General features: G+C 59.0%; 13 protein-coding genes, 1 pseudogene and 2 riboswitches. Of the genes and pseudogenes, 9 read left to right on the forward strand and 5 right to left on the reverse strand.

Features of this window, described 5'->3' with window-relative positions:
- Positions 1-637 precede the first annotated feature (637 nt).
- Positions 638-2,133, forward strand: a pseudogene (locus C9427_RS27470) (NAD-dependent succinate-semialdehyde dehydrogenase).
- A gap of 530 nt (positions 2,134-2,663) precedes the next feature.
- A riboswitch (TPP riboswitch) is annotated at positions 2,664-2,780 on the forward strand.
- 138 nt (positions 2,781-2,918) lie between these two features.
- On the opposite strand, the gene C9427_RS27475 reads toward C9427_RS27470, so the two are convergent.
- Together C9427_RS27475 and C9427_RS27485 are read right to left on the reverse strand one after the other, a co-directional pair.
- Positions 2,919-3,602, reverse strand: coding sequence for a transposase (locus tag C9427_RS27475; RefSeq protein ID WP_107652201.1), 684 nt, complete (start codon positions 3,600-3,602; stop codon positions 2,919-2,921).
- A 621-nt stretch (positions 3,603-4,223) separates the two neighbouring features.
- Entirely contained in the window at positions 4,224-5,309 is a 1,086-nt protein-coding gene (locus tag C9427_RS27485) for a cytochrome-c peroxidase (protein ID WP_107652203.1), read from the reverse strand.
- Between the two features lie 789 nt (positions 5,310-6,098).
- On the opposite strand from C9427_RS27485, the gene C9427_RS27490 reads away from it, so the two are divergent.
- Positions 6,099-6,359 (forward strand): XRE family transcriptional regulator, encoded by a 261-nt coding sequence (locus C9427_RS27490; RefSeq protein ID WP_027033144.1) that lies wholly within the window; start codon positions 6,099-6,101, stop codon positions 6,357-6,359.
- 1,021 nt (positions 6,360-7,380) lie between these two features.
- Here C9427_RS27490 and C9427_RS27500 read toward each other — a convergent pair.
- From C9427_RS27500 to C9427_RS35445, 3 genes are all read right to left on the reverse strand, one after another.
- Positions 7,381-8,796 carry a mannose-1-phosphate guanylyltransferase/mannose-6-phosphate isomerase gene (locus C9427_RS27500; RefSeq protein ID WP_107652206.1) on the reverse strand — a complete coding sequence of 472 codons (1,416 nt, stop codon included), beginning with the start codon at positions 8,794-8,796 and terminating at the stop codon, positions 7,381-7,383.
- Positions 8,796-10,229 carry a phosphomannomutase gene (locus C9427_RS27505; RefSeq protein ID WP_006334013.1) on the reverse strand — a complete coding sequence of 478 codons (1,434 nt, stop codon included), beginning with the start codon at positions 10,227-10,229 and terminating at the stop codon, positions 8,796-8,798. Before C9427_RS27505 ends, C9427_RS27500 begins: the two co-directional genes overlap by 1 nt.
- Positions 10,230-10,662: 433 nt before the next feature.
- Positions 10,663-10,878: a hypothetical protein gene (locus C9427_RS35445; RefSeq protein ID WP_425351683.1), complete on the reverse strand. Its 216-nt coding sequence runs from the start codon at positions 10,876-10,878 to the stop codon at positions 10,663-10,665.
- Here C9427_RS35445 and C9427_RS35355 point away from each other — a divergent pair.
- From C9427_RS35355 to thiS, 7 genes are all read left to right on the forward strand, one after another.
- Positions 10,822-11,211, forward strand: coding sequence for a hypothetical protein (locus tag C9427_RS35355; RefSeq protein WP_425351687.1), 390 nt, complete (start codon positions 10,822-10,824; stop codon positions 11,209-11,211). The genes C9427_RS35445 and C9427_RS35355 overlap by 57 nt on opposite strands.
- 522 nt (positions 11,212-11,733) lie before the next feature.
- Complete coding sequence (queC, locus tag C9427_RS27515; RefSeq protein WP_006334015.1) at positions 11,734-12,432, forward strand: 7-cyano-7-deazaguanine synthase QueC; 699 nt, start codon at positions 11,734-11,736, stop codon at positions 12,430-12,432.
- On the forward strand, positions 12,432-12,788 hold the full coding sequence (gene queD / locus C9427_RS27520; protein ID WP_044548957.1) for a 6-carboxytetrahydropterin synthase QueD: 357 nt from the start codon (positions 12,432-12,434) through the stop codon (positions 12,786-12,788). The genes queC and queD overlap by 1 nt, the downstream gene beginning before the upstream one ends.
- Positions 12,785-13,522, forward strand: coding sequence for a 7-carboxy-7-deazaguanine synthase QueE (gene queE / locus C9427_RS27525; RefSeq protein ID WP_107652207.1), 738 nt, complete (start codon positions 12,785-12,787; stop codon positions 13,520-13,522). The genes queD and queE overlap by 4 nt, the downstream gene beginning before the upstream one ends.
- A 281-nt stretch (positions 13,523-13,803) precedes the next feature.
- Positions 13,804-13,920, forward strand: a riboswitch (TPP riboswitch).
- Positions 13,921-14,023: 103 nt separating this feature from the next.
- A complete protein-coding gene (gene thiC / locus C9427_RS27530; RefSeq protein WP_107652319.1) occupies positions 14,024-15,859 on the forward strand; it encodes a phosphomethylpyrimidine synthase ThiC in 1,836 nt (611 codons plus the stop codon).
- A complete protein-coding gene (gene thiO, locus C9427_RS27535; protein ID WP_107652208.1) occupies positions 15,856-16,857 on the forward strand; it encodes a glycine oxidase ThiO in 1,002 nt (333 codons plus the stop codon). Before thiC ends, thiO begins: the two co-directional genes overlap by 4 nt.
- Positions 16,826-17,023, forward strand: a complete 198-nt coding sequence (gene thiS / locus C9427_RS27540) for a sulfur carrier protein ThiS (protein WP_027033134.1) — start codon at positions 16,826-16,828, stop codon at positions 17,021-17,023. Before thiO ends, thiS begins: the two co-directional genes overlap by 32 nt.

Raw genomic sequence — 17,023 nt, forward strand, 5'->3', positions numbered from 1 at the left:
CGGAGGCTCCGAAGAAGGAGTCGGCTGGCGGCGGCGGCATGCCTGGCGGCATGGGCGGCGGCGGCATGGGCGGCATGGGCGGCATGGATTTCTAATCCAGGCCACCTGGCTTATTATGCATACGGAAGGGGCGGCAGCGACGCCGCCCCCTTTTTTTGGGACGGAGCCGGTCGGAAAAGGTTTGGGCTCGCGTGATATTGTAGTGCGCGCGCCTCCACGGCCACACTACATCGTCGCAGTGGAGCTTTCGGGTGGCGAACTGAACAAACATGGCTTTGTGCGCGACTATCAAGACTTAGCAGCGCTCAAGCCACTACATCGATGGCACGTTCGACCATGGCGGTCGGTTTCGATGTGCCTGATATGAGCGGCCGTGGAAGCCGCTCAAAGAATGATACCGCAGTGCTGTTGCCAACGTCGGCGATTTCGATGATCGACTCCGCCTATGCCAGCTGTTCACGAGCTCTATCCGCGCTTGCCTGTTATGGAGCGAAAGCCTTAGCGCGACTCGTGATTATTGCTATGGGCTAATCAGTCGGGAAGCTGCGCTTGCAATGACGGAGGGCCGGAACGATCTCGTCCGATCATCTGGCACAAGGTGTGCTTATTAGTACGTTGCGAAGCTAGTAACTTAACCATGAAGGGGGACGACGGTTTGACCGTGACACAGTCGCTGACGAGACGTCTCAAAAATCCCGAGCTATTTGACGATCTGGCCGGTGTGCCTGGTCGGAAGGCGGAGCAATCCACGAGGCGTTTTTCGGTGTTCAATCCCTCAACGGGCGAGCTGTTGGCTGAACTTCCAGATATGGATGTCCGGGACGTTTCCAAGGCAATCGATAAGGCTGAAGCTGCGCAGGAACATTGGGCGGCGCTCACCGCGCGCGAGCACTCCGACATCTTATGGGAATGGCACCAACTGATCCTCGACCACAGCGAGGATCTTGCAGCCATTTTGACGGCTGAAATGGGTAAGCCGCTTGCAGAGGCGAAGTCTGAAATCGCCCATGCCGCAGCCTACCTCCAATGGTATGCCGAGGAGGCCAATCGCATCTATGGCGAGACGATTTCGCCGCCTTCTAACGACAGGCGTATGCTGGTAATCAAACAGCCGATCGGTGTTGTCGGCGCCATTACTCCTTGGAATTTTCCCGCCTCGATGGTGGCTCGCAAGATTTCGCCTGCGCTTGCCGCCGGCTGCGCGATTGTTCTGAAACCCGCGGAGCAAACACCGCTTGTCGCGGGTGCTATGTTCACGCTTGCCCGGATGGCAGGTTTTCCCGATGGCGTTCTAAACTTGATCTACGCATCGGAAGGCGATGCGGTTGGGCGTGAACTTTGCTCGAACCCGAAGGTCCGCAAGATCAGCTTCACTGGGTCGACCGAGGTCGGGCGGCTGCTCATGAGGGAGTGTTCGGATCAGATCAAAAGAACCAGCTTCGAACTTGGTGGTAACGCTCCTTTCATTGTTTTTGATGATGCAGAGACGTCGACGCTGCCGTCGATGGTGCGCTACAGGCAAAGTTTCGGAATGCAGGCCAGACCTGCGTTTCAGCCAATCGGCTTTACGTACAGTCCAGCGTGTATAATGAATTCTGCGACAAATTCACCAAGCGCGTCAGTGCATTGCGCGTCGGTGACGGTTTCGAGCCAGAAGTTGCGATCGGTCCCCTGATCGATAAGTGCGCGCTTGCAAAGATTGAAGATCATATTCGCGATGCTGTGCGGCAGGGTGGGAAGATCCGTTGCGGTGGCAACCGTATCGGCGAATCGGGAACCTTCTTCGAGCCCACGGTGATCACCGACGTCGAAAGGACAATGCGGGTCGCTCAGGAAGAAACCTTCGGACCGCTGGCTCCCATAATCCGCTTCAACGATCCCGACCAGGTGGTGCGCGAGGCGAATGACACGATTTACGGTCTTGCAGCCTACTTCTACGCTTCCAATCTAAAGCGCGTGTGGCGCGTGGCTGAAGCCCTCGAATACGGAATGGTCGGCATCAATACGGGACGCATGTCATCCGAGGCCGCACCCTTTGGCGGAATGAAGCAATCAGGGATCGGTCGTGAGGGGTCGCGCCACGGCCTCGAGGATTATCTCGAAATGAAGTACCTGTGCATGGGTGGGCTATAATCCCACAGCATCTGCGTCCCATTGACTTCGCCCTGACAATCCGCCGCGGCCATCGATGGAATGGTGGCCTTCGATCAAGGCCCAGCGTAAAACCTTGATGCTGTCATCCTTGCCTTCGGCCGCATTCACCGATCCCTGATTGACACGTGCTTGCCATGTACCGCTTCAATCCGCCGGGAGTGGTTTTTCCTGTCTCGGCCGCGATACTGGACCAGATCAACGAGCACAGGGGCGTGCTCGCCACCTGTCGAGCCGTGCTTGCAATAAGGAATTCGCCGCGCTGACCAATGACGAGGCACGGCGGATCGAGGCGATCTACGGGCAAACCTTTGGTGGCGGTTGAAGGCGTGATCATCATAAGGATTGATCTTTAGTCCGACGGCACGGCGGTGCCCTTAATCCGCCCATTGTTTCCGGACCTTGGTTTGTCGCCGACACATGCGCGAGCGTCCCTCGGGTTCGACCGGCCGCCGATGACCGCCGCGAGCCGAATGCGCTTAACAAGATGGCAGATCGTCCGCTCGATTTGACGCATTCACTAGGGGAGTCCCGGCAAGGGGCTGAGATACTGCTGGCTTTCGCGGCGCAGTGACCCATTGAACCTGATTCAGTTCATACTGGCGTAGGGACGGTGCGAGCGTTGCGCGTCCCATGCCCGAAAACCTTGTAAGTAGGCAGGCCGAAGTGCCCGCCTCGCGGTGCGCAAAATCTCCGTCCATCCGACAGCCGGCGAGCCTTCGATCACAGTTCTACCGTCTGGTCGAATGGCGGCATCTTCTGAAGCCTTATTGCAGCCCTAGCTTCCTCTTCAGTTCCGCGTTCTCTGTGCGCAGGCGTTCCGCGAGCAGGCTCTTCAATCGCTTGTTTTCTTTCTCGAGGGCGACCAGGTCCTTCAGATCGTCACCATCGGATCTAGGCGCCGCGGCCTTCTTCCAGTGATAATAGGTCTGTTCCGATATACCCGCCTGCTTCACGGCGCTCTTGAGAGTGGTGCCGCCGCTGATCGACGTCTCGACCTGAGCGAGCATTTGGGCGCGCTCTTTTCCGGAGTAGACCTTCCGGGCGCTCCGCACGGCCGCTGCTGTTGCTGTTGCTTCCGCCGGGGACGCCGTATTGGCGCCATTCTTGCGACCAGGCTCAGTCTTGGCCTTCCGCGAAGGTGGGGTTTTCTTCTTCGTTTCAGGCGTCCTTCCTTTGGGAGCGTGTTCGGTTGCAGCTTCTACTGATTCAGCGTCTAGGGGATTTGCCATGAGATACTCCGCTCGGGGTTTGTGCGCGTGTTCAGCATCAAGGGCTATGACATTAGAGTCAATCAGCCGACGATTTGGCAGATCCATATCTTTGAGCTCCCTTGTTGTGTCGGCTATAGCCGCGGAGAGATCGACATCGCTCCAGATGGAATGGCCCCGTTTTTGATAATTGCGCTTTTGTTTGACCTCCACAGTGAACGGTCGGGTCTGCCGCCTCATAGTTTCTTCCTTGTTAGAACGAATTGCACAGGAGGTCGCGGCTGACGATGACTGAACAACTGGCGCTTCCTCTGTTGCGCCGAGCTATATGGATGAGATAGCCCGAGAGCAAGCGGCACTTGCGGTGTGCATTGACAAATGCTCGGGCCACGTCGCTGGCTGGCCGCAGCTTTGTTTTCATATCGATGCGTTTGCAGAGCTGGAACAGCGGCTCGCGCGTCGCAACGCCATCGAGCACGTTTTGAAGGGGTGGATTTGAAGGCATCCGGTTTCTGCTGGGCGCACGCCAGCGGCTCGCGGAATATTGTCCGCGATGGCTCACGTGGTTGCGAGCTTGTCAGCGAATCTAAAGCGGGGGTAGGGGGTACATGTAACGACACATCACGACACAGTCGGCTAGTCGAGCGTCTGATCGACGTGGCCGGCAAGGCGGGTCATGCTGTCGTGACGTAAGTGGGCGTCGCCGGGTCAGGTTTTCATTTAGCGTTTCAATTGAATTTCGGAAATGAAAGTCCCCTAGCTTTCCAGTTGGATAGGCCTCGCCGGAAGTCATGATCGTCTCGTCCCAGTGAAGGTCGCAATCATTCGTGATTGCGACCTTCACTAGCCAGCTCCGGCCAATCATTGCGGGAGGATATGCAATACAGGTCGAGGCGTTGTCGGCGTTTCGGCGGGTAAGACGGGATAGGCGACCTCCGGTACTTTTCCGGTCAGCGAATTAAGGAAGGCAACGAGCAGGTCGACTTCTTTTTCCGTCAATTCTTGGCCGAGCTGGGTGGTCCCCATAATGGCGACGGCCTGTTTCAGATCCCAAACCTTGCCCGAATGAAAGTATGGCGCGGTGAGTGCTACGTTGCGCAACGGCGCCACGCGGAAAACATAGGAATCGTCGGCTTCATGGGTCACGGCAAATCGGCCCTTGTCGTTTTCCGGCAGGACATCGGTGTTGGGCTTTTCAACGAGGCCGAATGGGGAATAGCCCTCCCCACCCACGTTGATACCGCCGTGGCAGGACGAGCAGCCTTTGTCCATGAAAAGCGTCAGGCCCTGTTTCTGTTCGGAAGTCATAGCGGCGTCATCGCCGTTGAGGAAGGCATCGAAGGGCGCCGGTGTGACCAGTGTCGCCTCAAAGGCTTCGATTGCCTTGGCGACGTTTTCGAAGGTGACGCGATCGGCTTCGCCCGGGAAAGCTGAATTGAACCACTCGACATATTGCGGCATCGACTTGAGCGTGGCGATGAGTTGACCTGGTGTGTTGGCCATTTCGTCAGCGGCTTGGATCGGTGCCTTGGCCTGAACCTTCAGGTCTTCAGCACGACCATCCCAGAACTGCGCTATGTTGAAGACAGCGTTCAGTACCGTCGGCGCGTTGCGCGGTCCCTTCTGCCAGCCATGGCCGATCGAGCTTTCATGATTGTCGTCGCCCCCCGTGGCCAAGTTGTGGCACGAATTGCACGACAAGACGCCTGACGCCGAGACGCGTGGATCGAAGAACATTGCCTTGCCCAGGGCTATCTTCTCCGGTGTGATCGGGTTGTTGGCGACTGTCGGCGTGATGGATGGTAGAGCCTTGAAGGTGGCCCGTGCTGTTTCTCTGAGGTATACGGGGATCGTTTGCGCAGCAAAAGCGATGGCCGGCAACGCGACAGCCACCGTAGTGAATAGGATTTTCACAAGTGATCTCCCTGCGTTTTGCACGGAAGCCATTGTTGATATGCGGTTCGTGAACGCCTTGCGCTAAAGGCGGCAATCCTCTTTGCATAAAATCGATTCTGACGCGGACCTGACATATTGTCTTCCTTCGTTGCATTGCGCGATGTCACCCACGATGAACGCCAGTCGGTATCTCCTGTCGCCTCTCGAGAAGCATCAAAAGTCGTGCCAACTGAGCAGAAGGAACCTCCGGGGGATTTTCTGGTCATCATTCAATAGGTTGAAGGAATTCGCAGCAAAGCGCAGCCCTATTCCGGTGTCGCGGATCTGACAGCCAACAGTCGGGCTGAAACAGAGAGATGTTGGTCCCTCAGCGTCTTGTCCGATGGGCACCCGGCCTCCAGCATGGGCGGGAGGGGACCACACGGTATTAAAGCTCAAGATGAACGCCGCCGGCAAGCATCGCTAGACAGTCCCCGCAGATACTTTGACGCTGGTCCGCGAGCTGGTGCGCCTAGTGCCCGACCGCCAGATCGCGGCTCCTCAATCGCGCCGAAAGCCGACGGCGCGTTAAAGCGGCCGCGCAATCATCGATGTGAGCGTGATGACGGCGCTGCGCACTGTGTCGTCGAATTGTGGCCACTGGAGCAATCCTCGTAAAGCGAGCCAAGGTTCTTGATCTAAACGGCGGCGGCCGCCATATTAGCGTAGCGCCTCTCACACGTTCGAGAGTGATCGCATTTTTGGATGCCGCCGGCTCGGGCTGTTTCGGCATGCTATTTCAACATCGGCCGCCGCTTGTTTCGAGTTATCGAATGGCCGTTCTCTGCATTTGGAGGCAAAATGACCGCAACGCCTTTCGCGCTGCCCGAGGCAGTGCTTACCGCAATCTCAAACGGAAAACCCGTAATCCAGGCATGTCGGGAACATCTTGGCTATTCGACCGAGGACGTTGCCGTGACCAGCGGTCTGACAGTCGAGGAGGTCGGGCTGATCGAATCTGGCCATTGTTTCGACAAGGGCTATCGCGATCGGATCGCTCGGGCGCTTGGCTTGGCTGAGAGTATCTTCGATGAAATCTGGGGTATCCCGAACGCTGCCTGACGTCGGCCTCTGAAGATTACCCGCCGCCTGCCAGGTCGGATCAAAATCCCAAGGGTATATCAATACCCTTACGGCGGCGGGGCGGTGGCAGAATTCTTATTTCTACGGAATCGATTCGCTCTGCGGAAGATCGGCCTCATGCTGGGCGACACGGATGTAACCTTGGCCCGCACGAGAGGCCAGATCTGTGGATAGAGAGAACCGGCTAGCCGGTTGATGGTACGAGGGCATGTGGACAAAATATCCCTACCCGATGGTGGCGCCGAACTACGGCACAACGATCAGCGCTTGCGAAGTCGAGCGCTTAGACGAAAGATTTCGGCGAAACCATCCGAGGCCATCAGGAAGGTTCGTCACGATGAAAGCGATCCCTTGCCCGTTCTGCACAAGCTGCGAGGTTAGGCCATATGAGACGGACGAGGCGCGCGTTGTGATGAAATGCGAGGACTGCGGTGCATCGGGGCCGGTCTGCATCGACGAAGTCAACGCCGTCGAAAGCTGGAATTACCGTCCATCTGCCCAGCCCGAATAGGATTGTCCACGTGGCATGGCGATAGCGATGCGCCTACGCCTAATGGCCCCGGTCCGTCACCGGCGCGCAGGAGCGTATTATCTTCGTCAGCCGGTGCCGCGTTTCTCTTCCGAGCCCCCGCCAGTCAGGCCCGGCGCATGCTGGCCTACCCCGTCAGAGTGCCAGGCCGCTCATCTCGCGCCTGCCGTACATGGCAACGAACCTTATCGCGCACCTGATCGAATGATATTGCCGATCACCTTCCGCAACTCGAGCGGCTGTAGCAGCGCATGCCGTTACATCGGATGCGCAAGTGTCGTCTGACAATCTCGCCGGAAAACTGCCGTCTCAACAATTCGGCCAGCCTGTCGTTGCGACATCGCTCACTAGCCATACTGATAAAACCTGTTCTGGTTTGCCTCGCCTTGCCTAGCCGCCGGTCGCCTGACAGCCCACATGCCGACGCAGGTTCGGTCTGCCAGCCACCGTAGGGCATGTGACGTGGGACTGTCAGGTTCGACCGTATACGTCCTCAAGCCGCACGATGTCATCTTCGCCGAGATACTCGCCGCTTTGGACCTCGATCATCACCAGTCCGATATTGCCGGGGTTTTCGAGCCGGTGTTTGTGGCCGCAAGGGATATAGGTGGATTGATTAGTGGTCAGGAGTAGCTCCTGGTCGCCGTTGAATATTTTTGCAGTGCCGCTGACCACGACCCAGTGCTCGGAGCGGTGATGGTGCATCTGCAGGCTCAAGCGTCCGCCCGGCTTCACCTCGATGCGCTTGATCTTGAAGCGCTCGCTTTCCTCCAGAACCGTGTAGGTGCCCCAGGGCCGGTGCACGGTACTGTGAAGCAAGTGCGCTTCATGTCCCGCAGCCTTGAGGCCCTCGAAGAGTTTCTTGACGTCCTGGACGCGATCGCGGGATGCAACAAGCAATGCATCGGGGGAATCCACGATCACCAGGTCGCTGATGCCGACAGTGCCGATGACGCGTTTGTCCGAGCTTATGTAACTGCCCACGGTGTCGACCACATGGACATCGCCGCGAATCCTGTTGCCGCTCCCGTCAGCGGCGATCAGTTCGGCCATTGCGTTCCAAGATCCAATGTCGTTCCACCCCATTTCGCAGGGAACGACAGCGAGATTGTGGGTTTTTTCCATCACCGCATGGTCGAGTGAAATACGCGGCGCCATGGCGAAGTGCTCAGATGAGAGTTCGACGCTGGCAACATGTTCGCCGTGGCTGACGCGAGCGTTATCATAGCTATCGAGAACGGCATCGATCACCTGCGGGCAATGCGCAGCCATTTCGTCGAGCAAGACCTGCGCCTTGAAGCAGAAGATGCCGGCGTTCCAGAAGAAACGTTTGGACGCGACATAAGATTTGGCAGTCTCGGCGTTCGGTTTCTCGACGAACCGGACAACTTTCTCACCGTCGGCCTCGATGTAGCCGAATGCGGTGTCTGGCCTATCCGGGGTTATGCCCAAGGTTGCAATACGCCCCTGCTGCGCCTGTTCGATTGCCCGGTTCATGGCGGTTTGAAATGCGGGCAGATCACCAATCATATGGTCGGCGGGAAAAACACACAGAACAGCATCGGGACCCTGTGTTGCCTTGGCATGGACGGTTGCCGCAGCGACGGCGGCGGCGGTATCCCGACCCTCAGGCTCAAGCAGAAAGGTGCGTGGCAAAACAACGGAATCCAGCTCGTCGAAAACGTCTTTCGTAAGGAAGAGGTGCCCCGTGGACGTCACGGTAACAAGCTCCACGACATGCTGCATCGAAGCGGCGCGCAACACGGTGTGCTGGATGAGCGAAAGTCCATCCGCCACCTTGAGGAAAGGTTTGGGGTGCGATTGCCTTGAGGCGGGCCAGAGCCGCGAACCAGCTCCACCGCTGATGATGACCGGAACCACTTTCATCAAAGGTCCTCTATCTCGTCTGTAAGCGCGAACGCATGTGCCCCTTGCAGCGTCGAGGCGACGATCGCCATGGCCCTGCTCTCGGTCGAAGCTTCCGAGTAGCAGCGCAGTTCCGGGGCATTGCCGGAAGGCCGCAGATGTATGATCTCACCTGAAAGCATCCGCGCCCTGAGGCCATCGGTTTCGTCAATTTCGGCGACGGTCCCGAACGAGGCAAGAAAGTGCTGCAGTGCGTTCCGGCTTGCGAGATGATCCATCAATCTGCGCGAACTTTCCGCGGGGAAGTTCTGAAGCCGGTCACTGGCGCACACAGGAAGATTCCAAAGCCCGCGCAGTCGCGAAAGCTTCTTTTTTGTCGACGCCATGGTACTGAGGACGGCCATAATCGGGAGGAATGAGTCCCGCGTCGGCAGTGCAGTCAATGTCTTCCCATTCACCACACAATCCGAGCCCAGCAGAACACCACCATTGGCCTCAAAGCCGACGATGACGCCGCCGGCGCCGTGTAATGCTTCCATTGCTTCAATGACAAATGGAGACCCGACTTTCGTCCTCTGGACCGCGAAACCAAAGGCCTTCGAAATTCCCGAATTGGAGGTCACTGGCGTCACGATCGTGTCTGCCTTCAGGAAAAGAGCCGTTGCAAGCCCAACCAGGTCGCCGCGAAGAAGATCGCCATTTTCATCAGCTATGAGTGGCCGATCAGCGTCCGCATCGGTCGACACGATGGCATCGAGACCGAATTCGCGGACCCACTTCTTCAATTTTGCGATTGTTGCTGCGTCCACGGCTTCGGTATCGACAGGTACGAAGGTCCCGGTTTTCCCGACGGCGACCACGCTGGCACCGAGCGATCGAAGAACCTGTACCAACAGTTCCGCCGCGACCGAACTGTGCTGATAGACACCAAGTCTCATGCCGGAAAGTGAGCCCGGCTCCAGCATGTCATGGGCGCGCTCTCGATAAGAGGCGATCGCTTCTTCACGGTGCATAGGCCACGTCGTTCCCAGACAAGCCGTTGGTAAGCAATACGCAATTGATCTTTCGGCTACAAAGCGCGTAATCGCGGCCTCATCCGCCTTGCTGATTTCACCATTCGGGCCATAGAATTTGATGCCATTGCGATCGGCTGGAATGTGCGACCCGGTGACCATAAGAGCCGCCGCGCCGTGTTTGCATGCATATAGTGCCAGGGCAGGCGTGGGTATGGTGCCGCAATCGATCGGCTGGAAACCATTTGCGGCCAACGCCGCCATGCAATTGTTCGCTATCGCCTGACTGCTGTCACGTAGGTCGCGGCCTATGAAGACCGAACTATTCGGCTGAACCCGGCTGGAAATCAAACGCCAAGCGAAAGCTTCGGTATAAAGTCCGCTGGCCTTGCCGACCAATTCCGAAGCCAAACCTCGAACGCCGCTTGACCCGAATTTCATGATTTCGCTTTGCTAGTGGACAGGCAGGGTGGGGTAATGTTGCAATGGGCTAGTACTTTCTACTGCAAGCGCCATCGTTCTCAGGCACCTGCTGTTCAGGTATGCGGTCTCTACAACACGGTGTGGCGTAAGGACCCCTCAGAGTTCCGCCGAACAGCAGGGCATCCACTGGCACAGGGGCATCCACAGTTCTCCTTCTAATGGAATCTTTTGGCGCGCTCATCTAATGATCAAGGAAGTGGAGTGATCGATCGGTGCCTGCCGGTATTTCGCTATGCAGCATCATGACAGGTCCGTAAACTTGGTTGTTTGGATGGAACGCATCCATGGCATGGATAGGGCTAGAAAGCCGTCTCGATCAGCGCAATGGAACCCTGTGATTCTTGGGTAATGGATTAAGGTCAGCCAGAGCGCTCGCCGACCATGGCGTCGCCTAGGGCGCTGGACCCAAGCAGGAACCGATGCTTGGATCAGTTGGGGCGACGATCAGCGCCGACAATGTCTTGCCTCGCGACGCCTTCAGAAAGTTGTTTCTGGAATTGCGTTCGATCAAGGCCCAGCGCAAAACCTTGATGCAGTCGTCGCCGCCGCAATCTTCGCCTTCGGCTTTGTCTACATCCATCCGTTCGAGGACGGAAACCGGCCGCATTCACCGCTACCTGATCCACCACGTCCTTGCCATGCACCGCTTCAATCGCCGGGAGTGGTGTTTCCCGTCTCGGCCGCGATCCTGGACCAGATCGACGAGTACAGGCGCGTGCTGGAGAGCAATTCGAAGCGCCTTCTGCCATTGGTCGAATGGGAACCGACGCCGCAATTCAACGTCCGGGTGCTGAATGACACACCGGGGATTTCTACCGATACTTCGATGCAACCCCGCACGCCGAATTTCTTTATGCCTGCGCTCGGCGGACGATCGAACGGTACCTTCCTGGCGAAACAGCTTTTCTGCAGCGCTACGATCAATTCCGGCAATAGGTGAATGCCTTTATCGACATGCCCGAGCGGCTGATCGATCTGCTCTTCCGTTTCCTTAACCAGAATGGTGGCCCCTATCGAGCCGCGCCCTCGGAAAGGAATTCCCAGCTCTGACCAATGACGAGGCGCGGCGGCTCGAGGCGATCTATGCGCAGACCAGAAAACGGCAAAGCACGAGGCAGAAGCCTTTCACTGGACTGCCGGTCGACCGTTGCGTTGTCGCCGAAAGTCGGGACGTCATGTGCTGGGGCAAACCGGACAAGCCGAAGGTGTGTCGGGAATGCTGCTGCGCCACGGCAGTGATTTCTGCATCGTCTATACGCCTATATACGCAGTGCCGGCGTCAGCACTCCAGCGGTCGAAGATACGCGACAAGTCGCGTGCAAAGTCATCTTGGGGACGCTGACAACAAGGTACGTGGGCTCAATCGCGTCCACCCCATTCACAAAACCGGCTCCGTGGAGTAGTGGGAACGCAGAGAAATCTCCGGTCGCAGCCTTACCCGGTCAAAACAAGGACTCAAACCATGAATGCCCTCGTCATCTGCTCCGGCGGATTGGACTCTGTTTCGCTCGCTCACAAAGTGGCGACCGAGCAGAAACTCATTGGCCTGCTTTCGTTCGATTACGGCCAGAGGCACAAAAAGGAACTCGGCTTTGCCGCCATCTGCGCCAAGCGGCTGGGTGTTCCGCACCAGATCGTCGATATCCGCGATGTCGGCCGGAACCTGAGCGGCTCGGCGCTGACTGATAATGTGGACGTGCCCGACGGGCACTATGCCGAAGACTCCATGAGGATCACGGTGGTGCCGAATAGGAACGCCATCATGCTGGCCATCGCCTTCGGGGTTGCCGCCGCGCAGAAGGCCGATGCGGTGGCCACTGCCGTCCACGGCGGAGATCATTTCATCTATCCCGATTGCCGGCCCGCTTTTATCGACGCCTTTCAGACGATGCAGAACCATGCGCTCGCAGGCTACGCCGATATCCGCCTGTACGCTCCGTATGTGAATATGTCGAAGGCCGACATCGTCAGCGAGGGGGCAAAGTACGCCACACCGTTCGAGGCGACGTGGTCCTGCTACAAGGGCGGCGCACGTCATTGCGGTCGCTGCGGGACATGCGTCGAACGGCGCGAAGCATTCGATCTGGCCGGCATCACCGACCCGACAGATTATGAGGACGCAGACTTCTGGCTCCACGCTATCCAGACAAGGAGCGCGTGATGTTCCGCATTACCAAAGAGTTCCACTTCTCGGCCTCGCATCAGCTCACCTCCTTGCCACCAGATCATCAGTGCGCACGTCTGCACGGCCACAACTACATCGTCGTAGTGGAGCTTTCAGGTGGCGAACTGGACGAACACGGCTTTGTGCGCGACTACCAAGATCTGGCGGCGTTCAAGCACTACATCGATGGGACGTTCGACCATCGGCATCTTAACGACGTGCTGGGGCATGACCATGCCACAGCGGAATGTCTGGCCAGGCACTTTTACGACTGGTGCAAGGTGCGGCTACCCGAAACCTCCGCCGTGCGGGTGAGCGAGACGCCGAAAACCTGGGCGGAATACCGACCATGACTTGCGCGTTGCATCCCGGAATCCGGGTGAGCGAGATTTTTGGGCCGACCATTCAGGGCGAAGGCGTGCTGATCGGCTTGCCGACGGTGTTCGTAAGAACCGGCGGGTGCGATTATCGCTGTTCCTGGTGCGACAGCCTGCATGCGGTGGACCGTCGCTTCCGCCATGATTGGGAGATGATGTCTCCCGACGCGGTTTGGCAAAAGGTCATTGCGCTTTCCGGCGGTCAGCCCGTGATGGTATCGCTGTCGGGCGGCAATCCGGCCATCCAGCCGCTTGGCCAGTTGATCGACCGCGGGCATGGTGAGGGCTACCGTTTTGCATTGGAAACCCAAGGCTCGGTGTCTAAGCAATGGTTCGCGGATCTCGACGTGCTGGTATTAAGCCCCAAGCCGCCCTCAAGCGAAATGACGACAGATTGGGCCGCGTTCGACGCCTGCTTAGAGGCGGCGCAGGATAAGCCGCAGATGGCGCTCAAGCTCGTTGTCTTCGACGATGATGACTATGCCTATGCAAAAGACGCCGCGGCGCGCTACCCGCAATTACCCGTCTATCTGCAGCCCGGCAATCACACGCCGCCGCGTCCCGGCGACGAAGACGGGTTCATCGACATGGCCGGTGTGATGAGGCGCATGGAATGGCTGGTTGAAAAGGTGACCCGTGACAGGTGGTTCGAGGCGCGTGTACTGCCGCAGCTTCATGTTCTGCTCTGGGGGAACAAACGGGGCGTCTAGCCGAAGCGGAAGGATTGCCGACGACGAGCAAGACAGACATCTATAGCAATCTCACCCCAACTGGGTGGCAGCAGCGTCGTTCCGGAAAGCCCCGAAAATACCGTGCTGGAAAAGGCACCGAATCCGCATGAGGCCTCGCCTTATTGGGGGCGCTTCACCGCTGCTCTGGGGCGTCACTTGCTCTCGATGCTAGCATGCTTTTCCGCTGGGTTTGTTTGGTCGTCGATCACCGCTGCGGGACGAATGCGCTTGACAAAATAGCGCCGGCCCATTCAATTCGACGCATTCACCAGGGGAGTCCCGGCAAGGGGCTGAGATACTGCTGGCTTTCGCGGCGCAGTGACCCGTTGAACCTGATCCAGTTCATACTGGCGTAGGGACGGTGCAAGCGCTTTGCGGGAGTTTACGCCCAAGGTCCTGTTTTGGCAGGTCGACCAAAGCGTCTTTTCATCCTTCCGGCACAGAACTGGGTCTCCAATGCATGAGCAAAGGAGCCTCAAGATGAATGCCCTCACCCCAGCCGTCTCGACGGGACCGCTACCTGCCTCACGGAAAATCCACAAGTCCGGCGTCCTCTATCCGCACATCAAAGTGCCGATGCGCGAAATCTCCGTCCATCCGACGGCGGGCGAACCGCCGGTCATCGTCTACGATCCATCAGGCCCCTATACCGACCCGACAGTCGAAACCAGCATCGAAAAAGGCCTCGCCCGGCTTCGCCATGAATGGATTACGGCGCGTGGCGATGTCGAAGCCTATGACGGCCGCCATGTCCGGCCGGAGGACAACGGATTTGCGACCGGCGAGCGCCTGACGCCGGAATTTCTCACTCGCAACCGGCCACTCAGGGCCAAGCAGGGCAAGGCGGTGACCCAGCTCGCCTATGCGCGCGCCGGCATCATCACGCCCGAGATGGAGTTCGTCGCCATCCGCGAAAACCTCGGCCGCGAGATGCTGCGTGGCAAGCTTGAGCGCGACGGCGAAGCCTTCGGCGCGGCGATCCCAGACTTCGTCACGCCGGAATTCGTGCGCGATGAGGTTGCGCGCGGGCGTGCGATCATTCCCGCCAACATCAATCATCCCGAAAGCGAGCCGATGATCATCGGCCGCAATTTCCTGGTGAAGATCAACGCCAATATAGGCAATTCCGCCGTCACCTCCTCGATGGCCGAAGAGGTCGAAAAGATGGTCTGGGCGATCCGCTGGGGCGCCGACACGGTGATGGACCTGTCGACCGGCCGCAACATCCACAACATCCGTGAATGGATCGTACGCAATGCGCCGGTGCCGATCGGCACGGTGCCGCTCTATCAGGCGCTCGAAAAGGTCAACGGCATTGCCGAGGACCTTACCTGGGAGGTCTACCGCGACACACTGATCGAGCAGGCCGAGCAGGGCGTCGACTATTTCACCATCCACGCCGGCGTGCGGCTGCACTACATCCCGCTGACTGTCGACCGGGTCACGGGCATCGTCTCGCGCGGCGGTTCGATCATGGCCAAATGGTGCCTGCAGCATCACCGGGAAAGCTTTCTCTACGAGCACTTCGCGGAAATCTGCGACATCTGCCGCGCCTATGACGTGTCCTTCTCGCTTGGCGACGGTCTTCGTCCCGGCTCGATCGCCGACGCCAACGACGCGGCGCAATTCGCCGAGCTGGAAACGCTTGGCGAGCTGACGCAGATCGCCTGGGCCAAGGATTGCCAGGTGATGATCGAGGGGCCTGGCCACGTGCCGATGCACAAGATCAAGGAGAACATGGACAAGCAGCTCGCCGTTTGCGGCGAGGCGCCGTTCTACACGCTTGGACCGCTGACGACCGACATTGCGCCGGGCTATGACCACATCACCTCCGGCATTGGTGCTGCCATGATCGGGTGGTTCGGCACCGCCATGCTCTGCTACGTCACGCCGAAGGAACATCTCGGCCTTCCCGATCGCAACGACGTCAAGATTGGCGTGATCACCTACAAGATCGCCGCCCATGCCGCCGATCTGGCGAAGGGCCATCCGGCGGCGAAAGTCAGGGATGATGCCCTCTCCCGCGCGCGCTTCGAGTTCCGCTGGGAGGACCAGTTCAACCTGTCGCTCGATCCTGAAACCGCGCGGTCCTTCCACGACCAGACCTTGCCCAAGGAGGCGCACAAGGTGGCGCATTTCTGCTCGATGTGCGGGCCGAAATTCTGCTCGATGCGCATTTCCCACGACATCCGCGCCGAGGCACAGAAGGAGGGCATGGCGGCGATGGCGGCGAAATATCGCGCGGGTGGCGATCTCTATATGCCGGCTGACAAGACCGGCGTAGCACTCATGACAGGGGCGCCGGAGCCGTCATGAGGGTGCTGGTCAAAGGGGCCGGCATCGCCGGCCTCACCGTCGCCTTCGAACTCGCCACGCGCGGCGCGGCGGTGACAGTTGCTGAGACAAGACATGCCCTCGGCGGCAATGCGTCGTGGTTCGCCGGCGGCATGCTGGCGCCATGGTGCGAGCTCGAAAGCGCCGAGCAACCGGTGCTGGATCTGGGACGCGATGCCGCCGACTGGTGGGAGGCGGCAACGCCCGGGCAGGTGACGCGGGCCGGAACACTGGTCGTGGCCGCGCCGCGCGATGCGGGCGAACTCGACCGGTTCGCCAGCCGCACGTCGGGTCATCGGCGCGTCGATGAGGATGAAATCGCGTTGCTGGAGCCCGACCTCGCCGGCCGCTTCCGCCGCGGACTGCTTTTCTCCGACGAAGCCCATCTCGACCCGCGCCAGGCGATGGCAGCACTTCATGACAAGCTCACAGCCATGGGTGTCGAATTCCACTTCGGCGCCGACGCGCGGCCTGTTTCCAGTTTCGAATGGCAGATCGACTGCACGGGAATGGCCGCTGTCGATGACAGGCTGCGCGGCGTGCGTGGCGAGATGCTGATCCTGCGCACACCCGACATCTCGCTGTCACGCCCGGTCCGGCTGCTTCATCCGCGCTTTCCGCTCTATGTGGTGCCGCGCACCGACCATCGTTTCATGATCGGCGCGACGATGATCGAAAGCCAGTCCGCCGGACCGGTCACGGCGCGTTCGATGATGGAGCTTCTGGGTGCTGCCTATGCCCTCCATCCCGCCTTCGGCGAGGCTGGCATCATCGAGACCGGCGCCGGCGTTCGTCCGGCCTTTCCCGACAACCTGCCGCGTATCGAGGCACTCGGAAACACGGTCGCGATCAACGGGCTCTATCGCCATGGCTTTCTGCTCGCCCCAGCCATGGCGCGCCAGGCGGCCGAGCTTGTCTTCAGTCACGACAAACCCGCGGAGTTTGCACATGAATCTGATCGTCAACGGCGAACCGCTTGAGACCGCCGCCACATCGCTGGCGGCGCTGCTTGCCGCGCTCGACTATGAAGGCGATTGGCTAGCAACCGCCGTCAACAGCGACCTCGTACACAAAGCCAACCGCGCGGAGTTCCAGTTGAGCGACGGCGACCGGATCGAAATCCTCTCGCCCATGCAGGGAGGCTAG

Source organism: Mesorhizobium helmanticense, assembly GCF_003034915.1.
Taxonomy (GTDB): Bacteria; Pseudomonadota; Alphaproteobacteria; order Rhizobiales; family Rhizobiaceae; genus Mesorhizobium; species Mesorhizobium helmanticense.

What these genes read in the sequence shown, in the direction of transcription:
- C9427_RS27475 (WP_107652201.1), bottom strand. Translation starts at nt 3,602, where the DNA reads ATGAGGCGGCAGACCCGACCGTTCACTGTGGAGGTCAAACAAAAGCGC.
- C9427_RS27485 (WP_107652203.1), bottom strand. Translation starts at nt 5,309, where the DNA reads ATGGCTTCCGTGCAAAACGCAGGGAGATCACTTGTGAAAATCCTATTC.
- C9427_RS27490 (WP_027033144.1), top strand. Translation starts at nt 6,099, where the DNA reads ATGACCGCAACGCCTTTCGCGCTGCCCGAGGCAGTGCTTACCGCAATC.
- C9427_RS27500 (WP_107652206.1), bottom strand. Translation starts at nt 8,796, where the DNA reads ATGAAAGTGGTTCCGGTCATCATCAGCGGTGGAGCTGGTTCGCGGCTC.
- C9427_RS27505 (WP_006334013.1), bottom strand. Translation starts at nt 10,229, where the DNA reads ATGAAATTCGGGTCAAGCGGCGTTCGAGGTTTGGCTTCGGAATTGGTC.
- C9427_RS35445 (WP_425351683.1), bottom strand. Translation starts at nt 10,878, where the DNA reads ATGCGGCCGGTTTCCGTCCTCGAACGGATGGATGTAGACAAAGCCGAA.
- queC (WP_006334015.1), top strand. Translation starts at nt 11,734, where the DNA reads ATGAATGCCCTCGTCATCTGCTCCGGCGGATTGGACTCTGTTTCGCTC.
- queD (WP_044548957.1), top strand. Translation starts at nt 12,432, where the DNA reads ATGTTCCGCATTACCAAAGAGTTCCACTTCTCGGCCTCGCATCAGCTC.
- queE (WP_107652207.1), top strand. Translation starts at nt 12,785, where the DNA reads ATGACTTGCGCGTTGCATCCCGGAATCCGGGTGAGCGAGATTTTTGGG.
- thiC (WP_107652319.1), top strand. Translation starts at nt 14,024, where the DNA reads ATGAATGCCCTCACCCCAGCCGTCTCGACGGGACCGCTACCTGCCTCA.
- thiO (WP_107652208.1), top strand. Translation starts at nt 15,856, where the DNA reads ATGAGGGTGCTGGTCAAAGGGGCCGGCATCGCCGGCCTCACCGTCGCC.
- thiS (WP_027033134.1), top strand. Translation starts at nt 16,826, where the DNA reads ATGAATCTGATCGTCAACGGCGAACCGCTTGAGACCGCCGCCACATCG.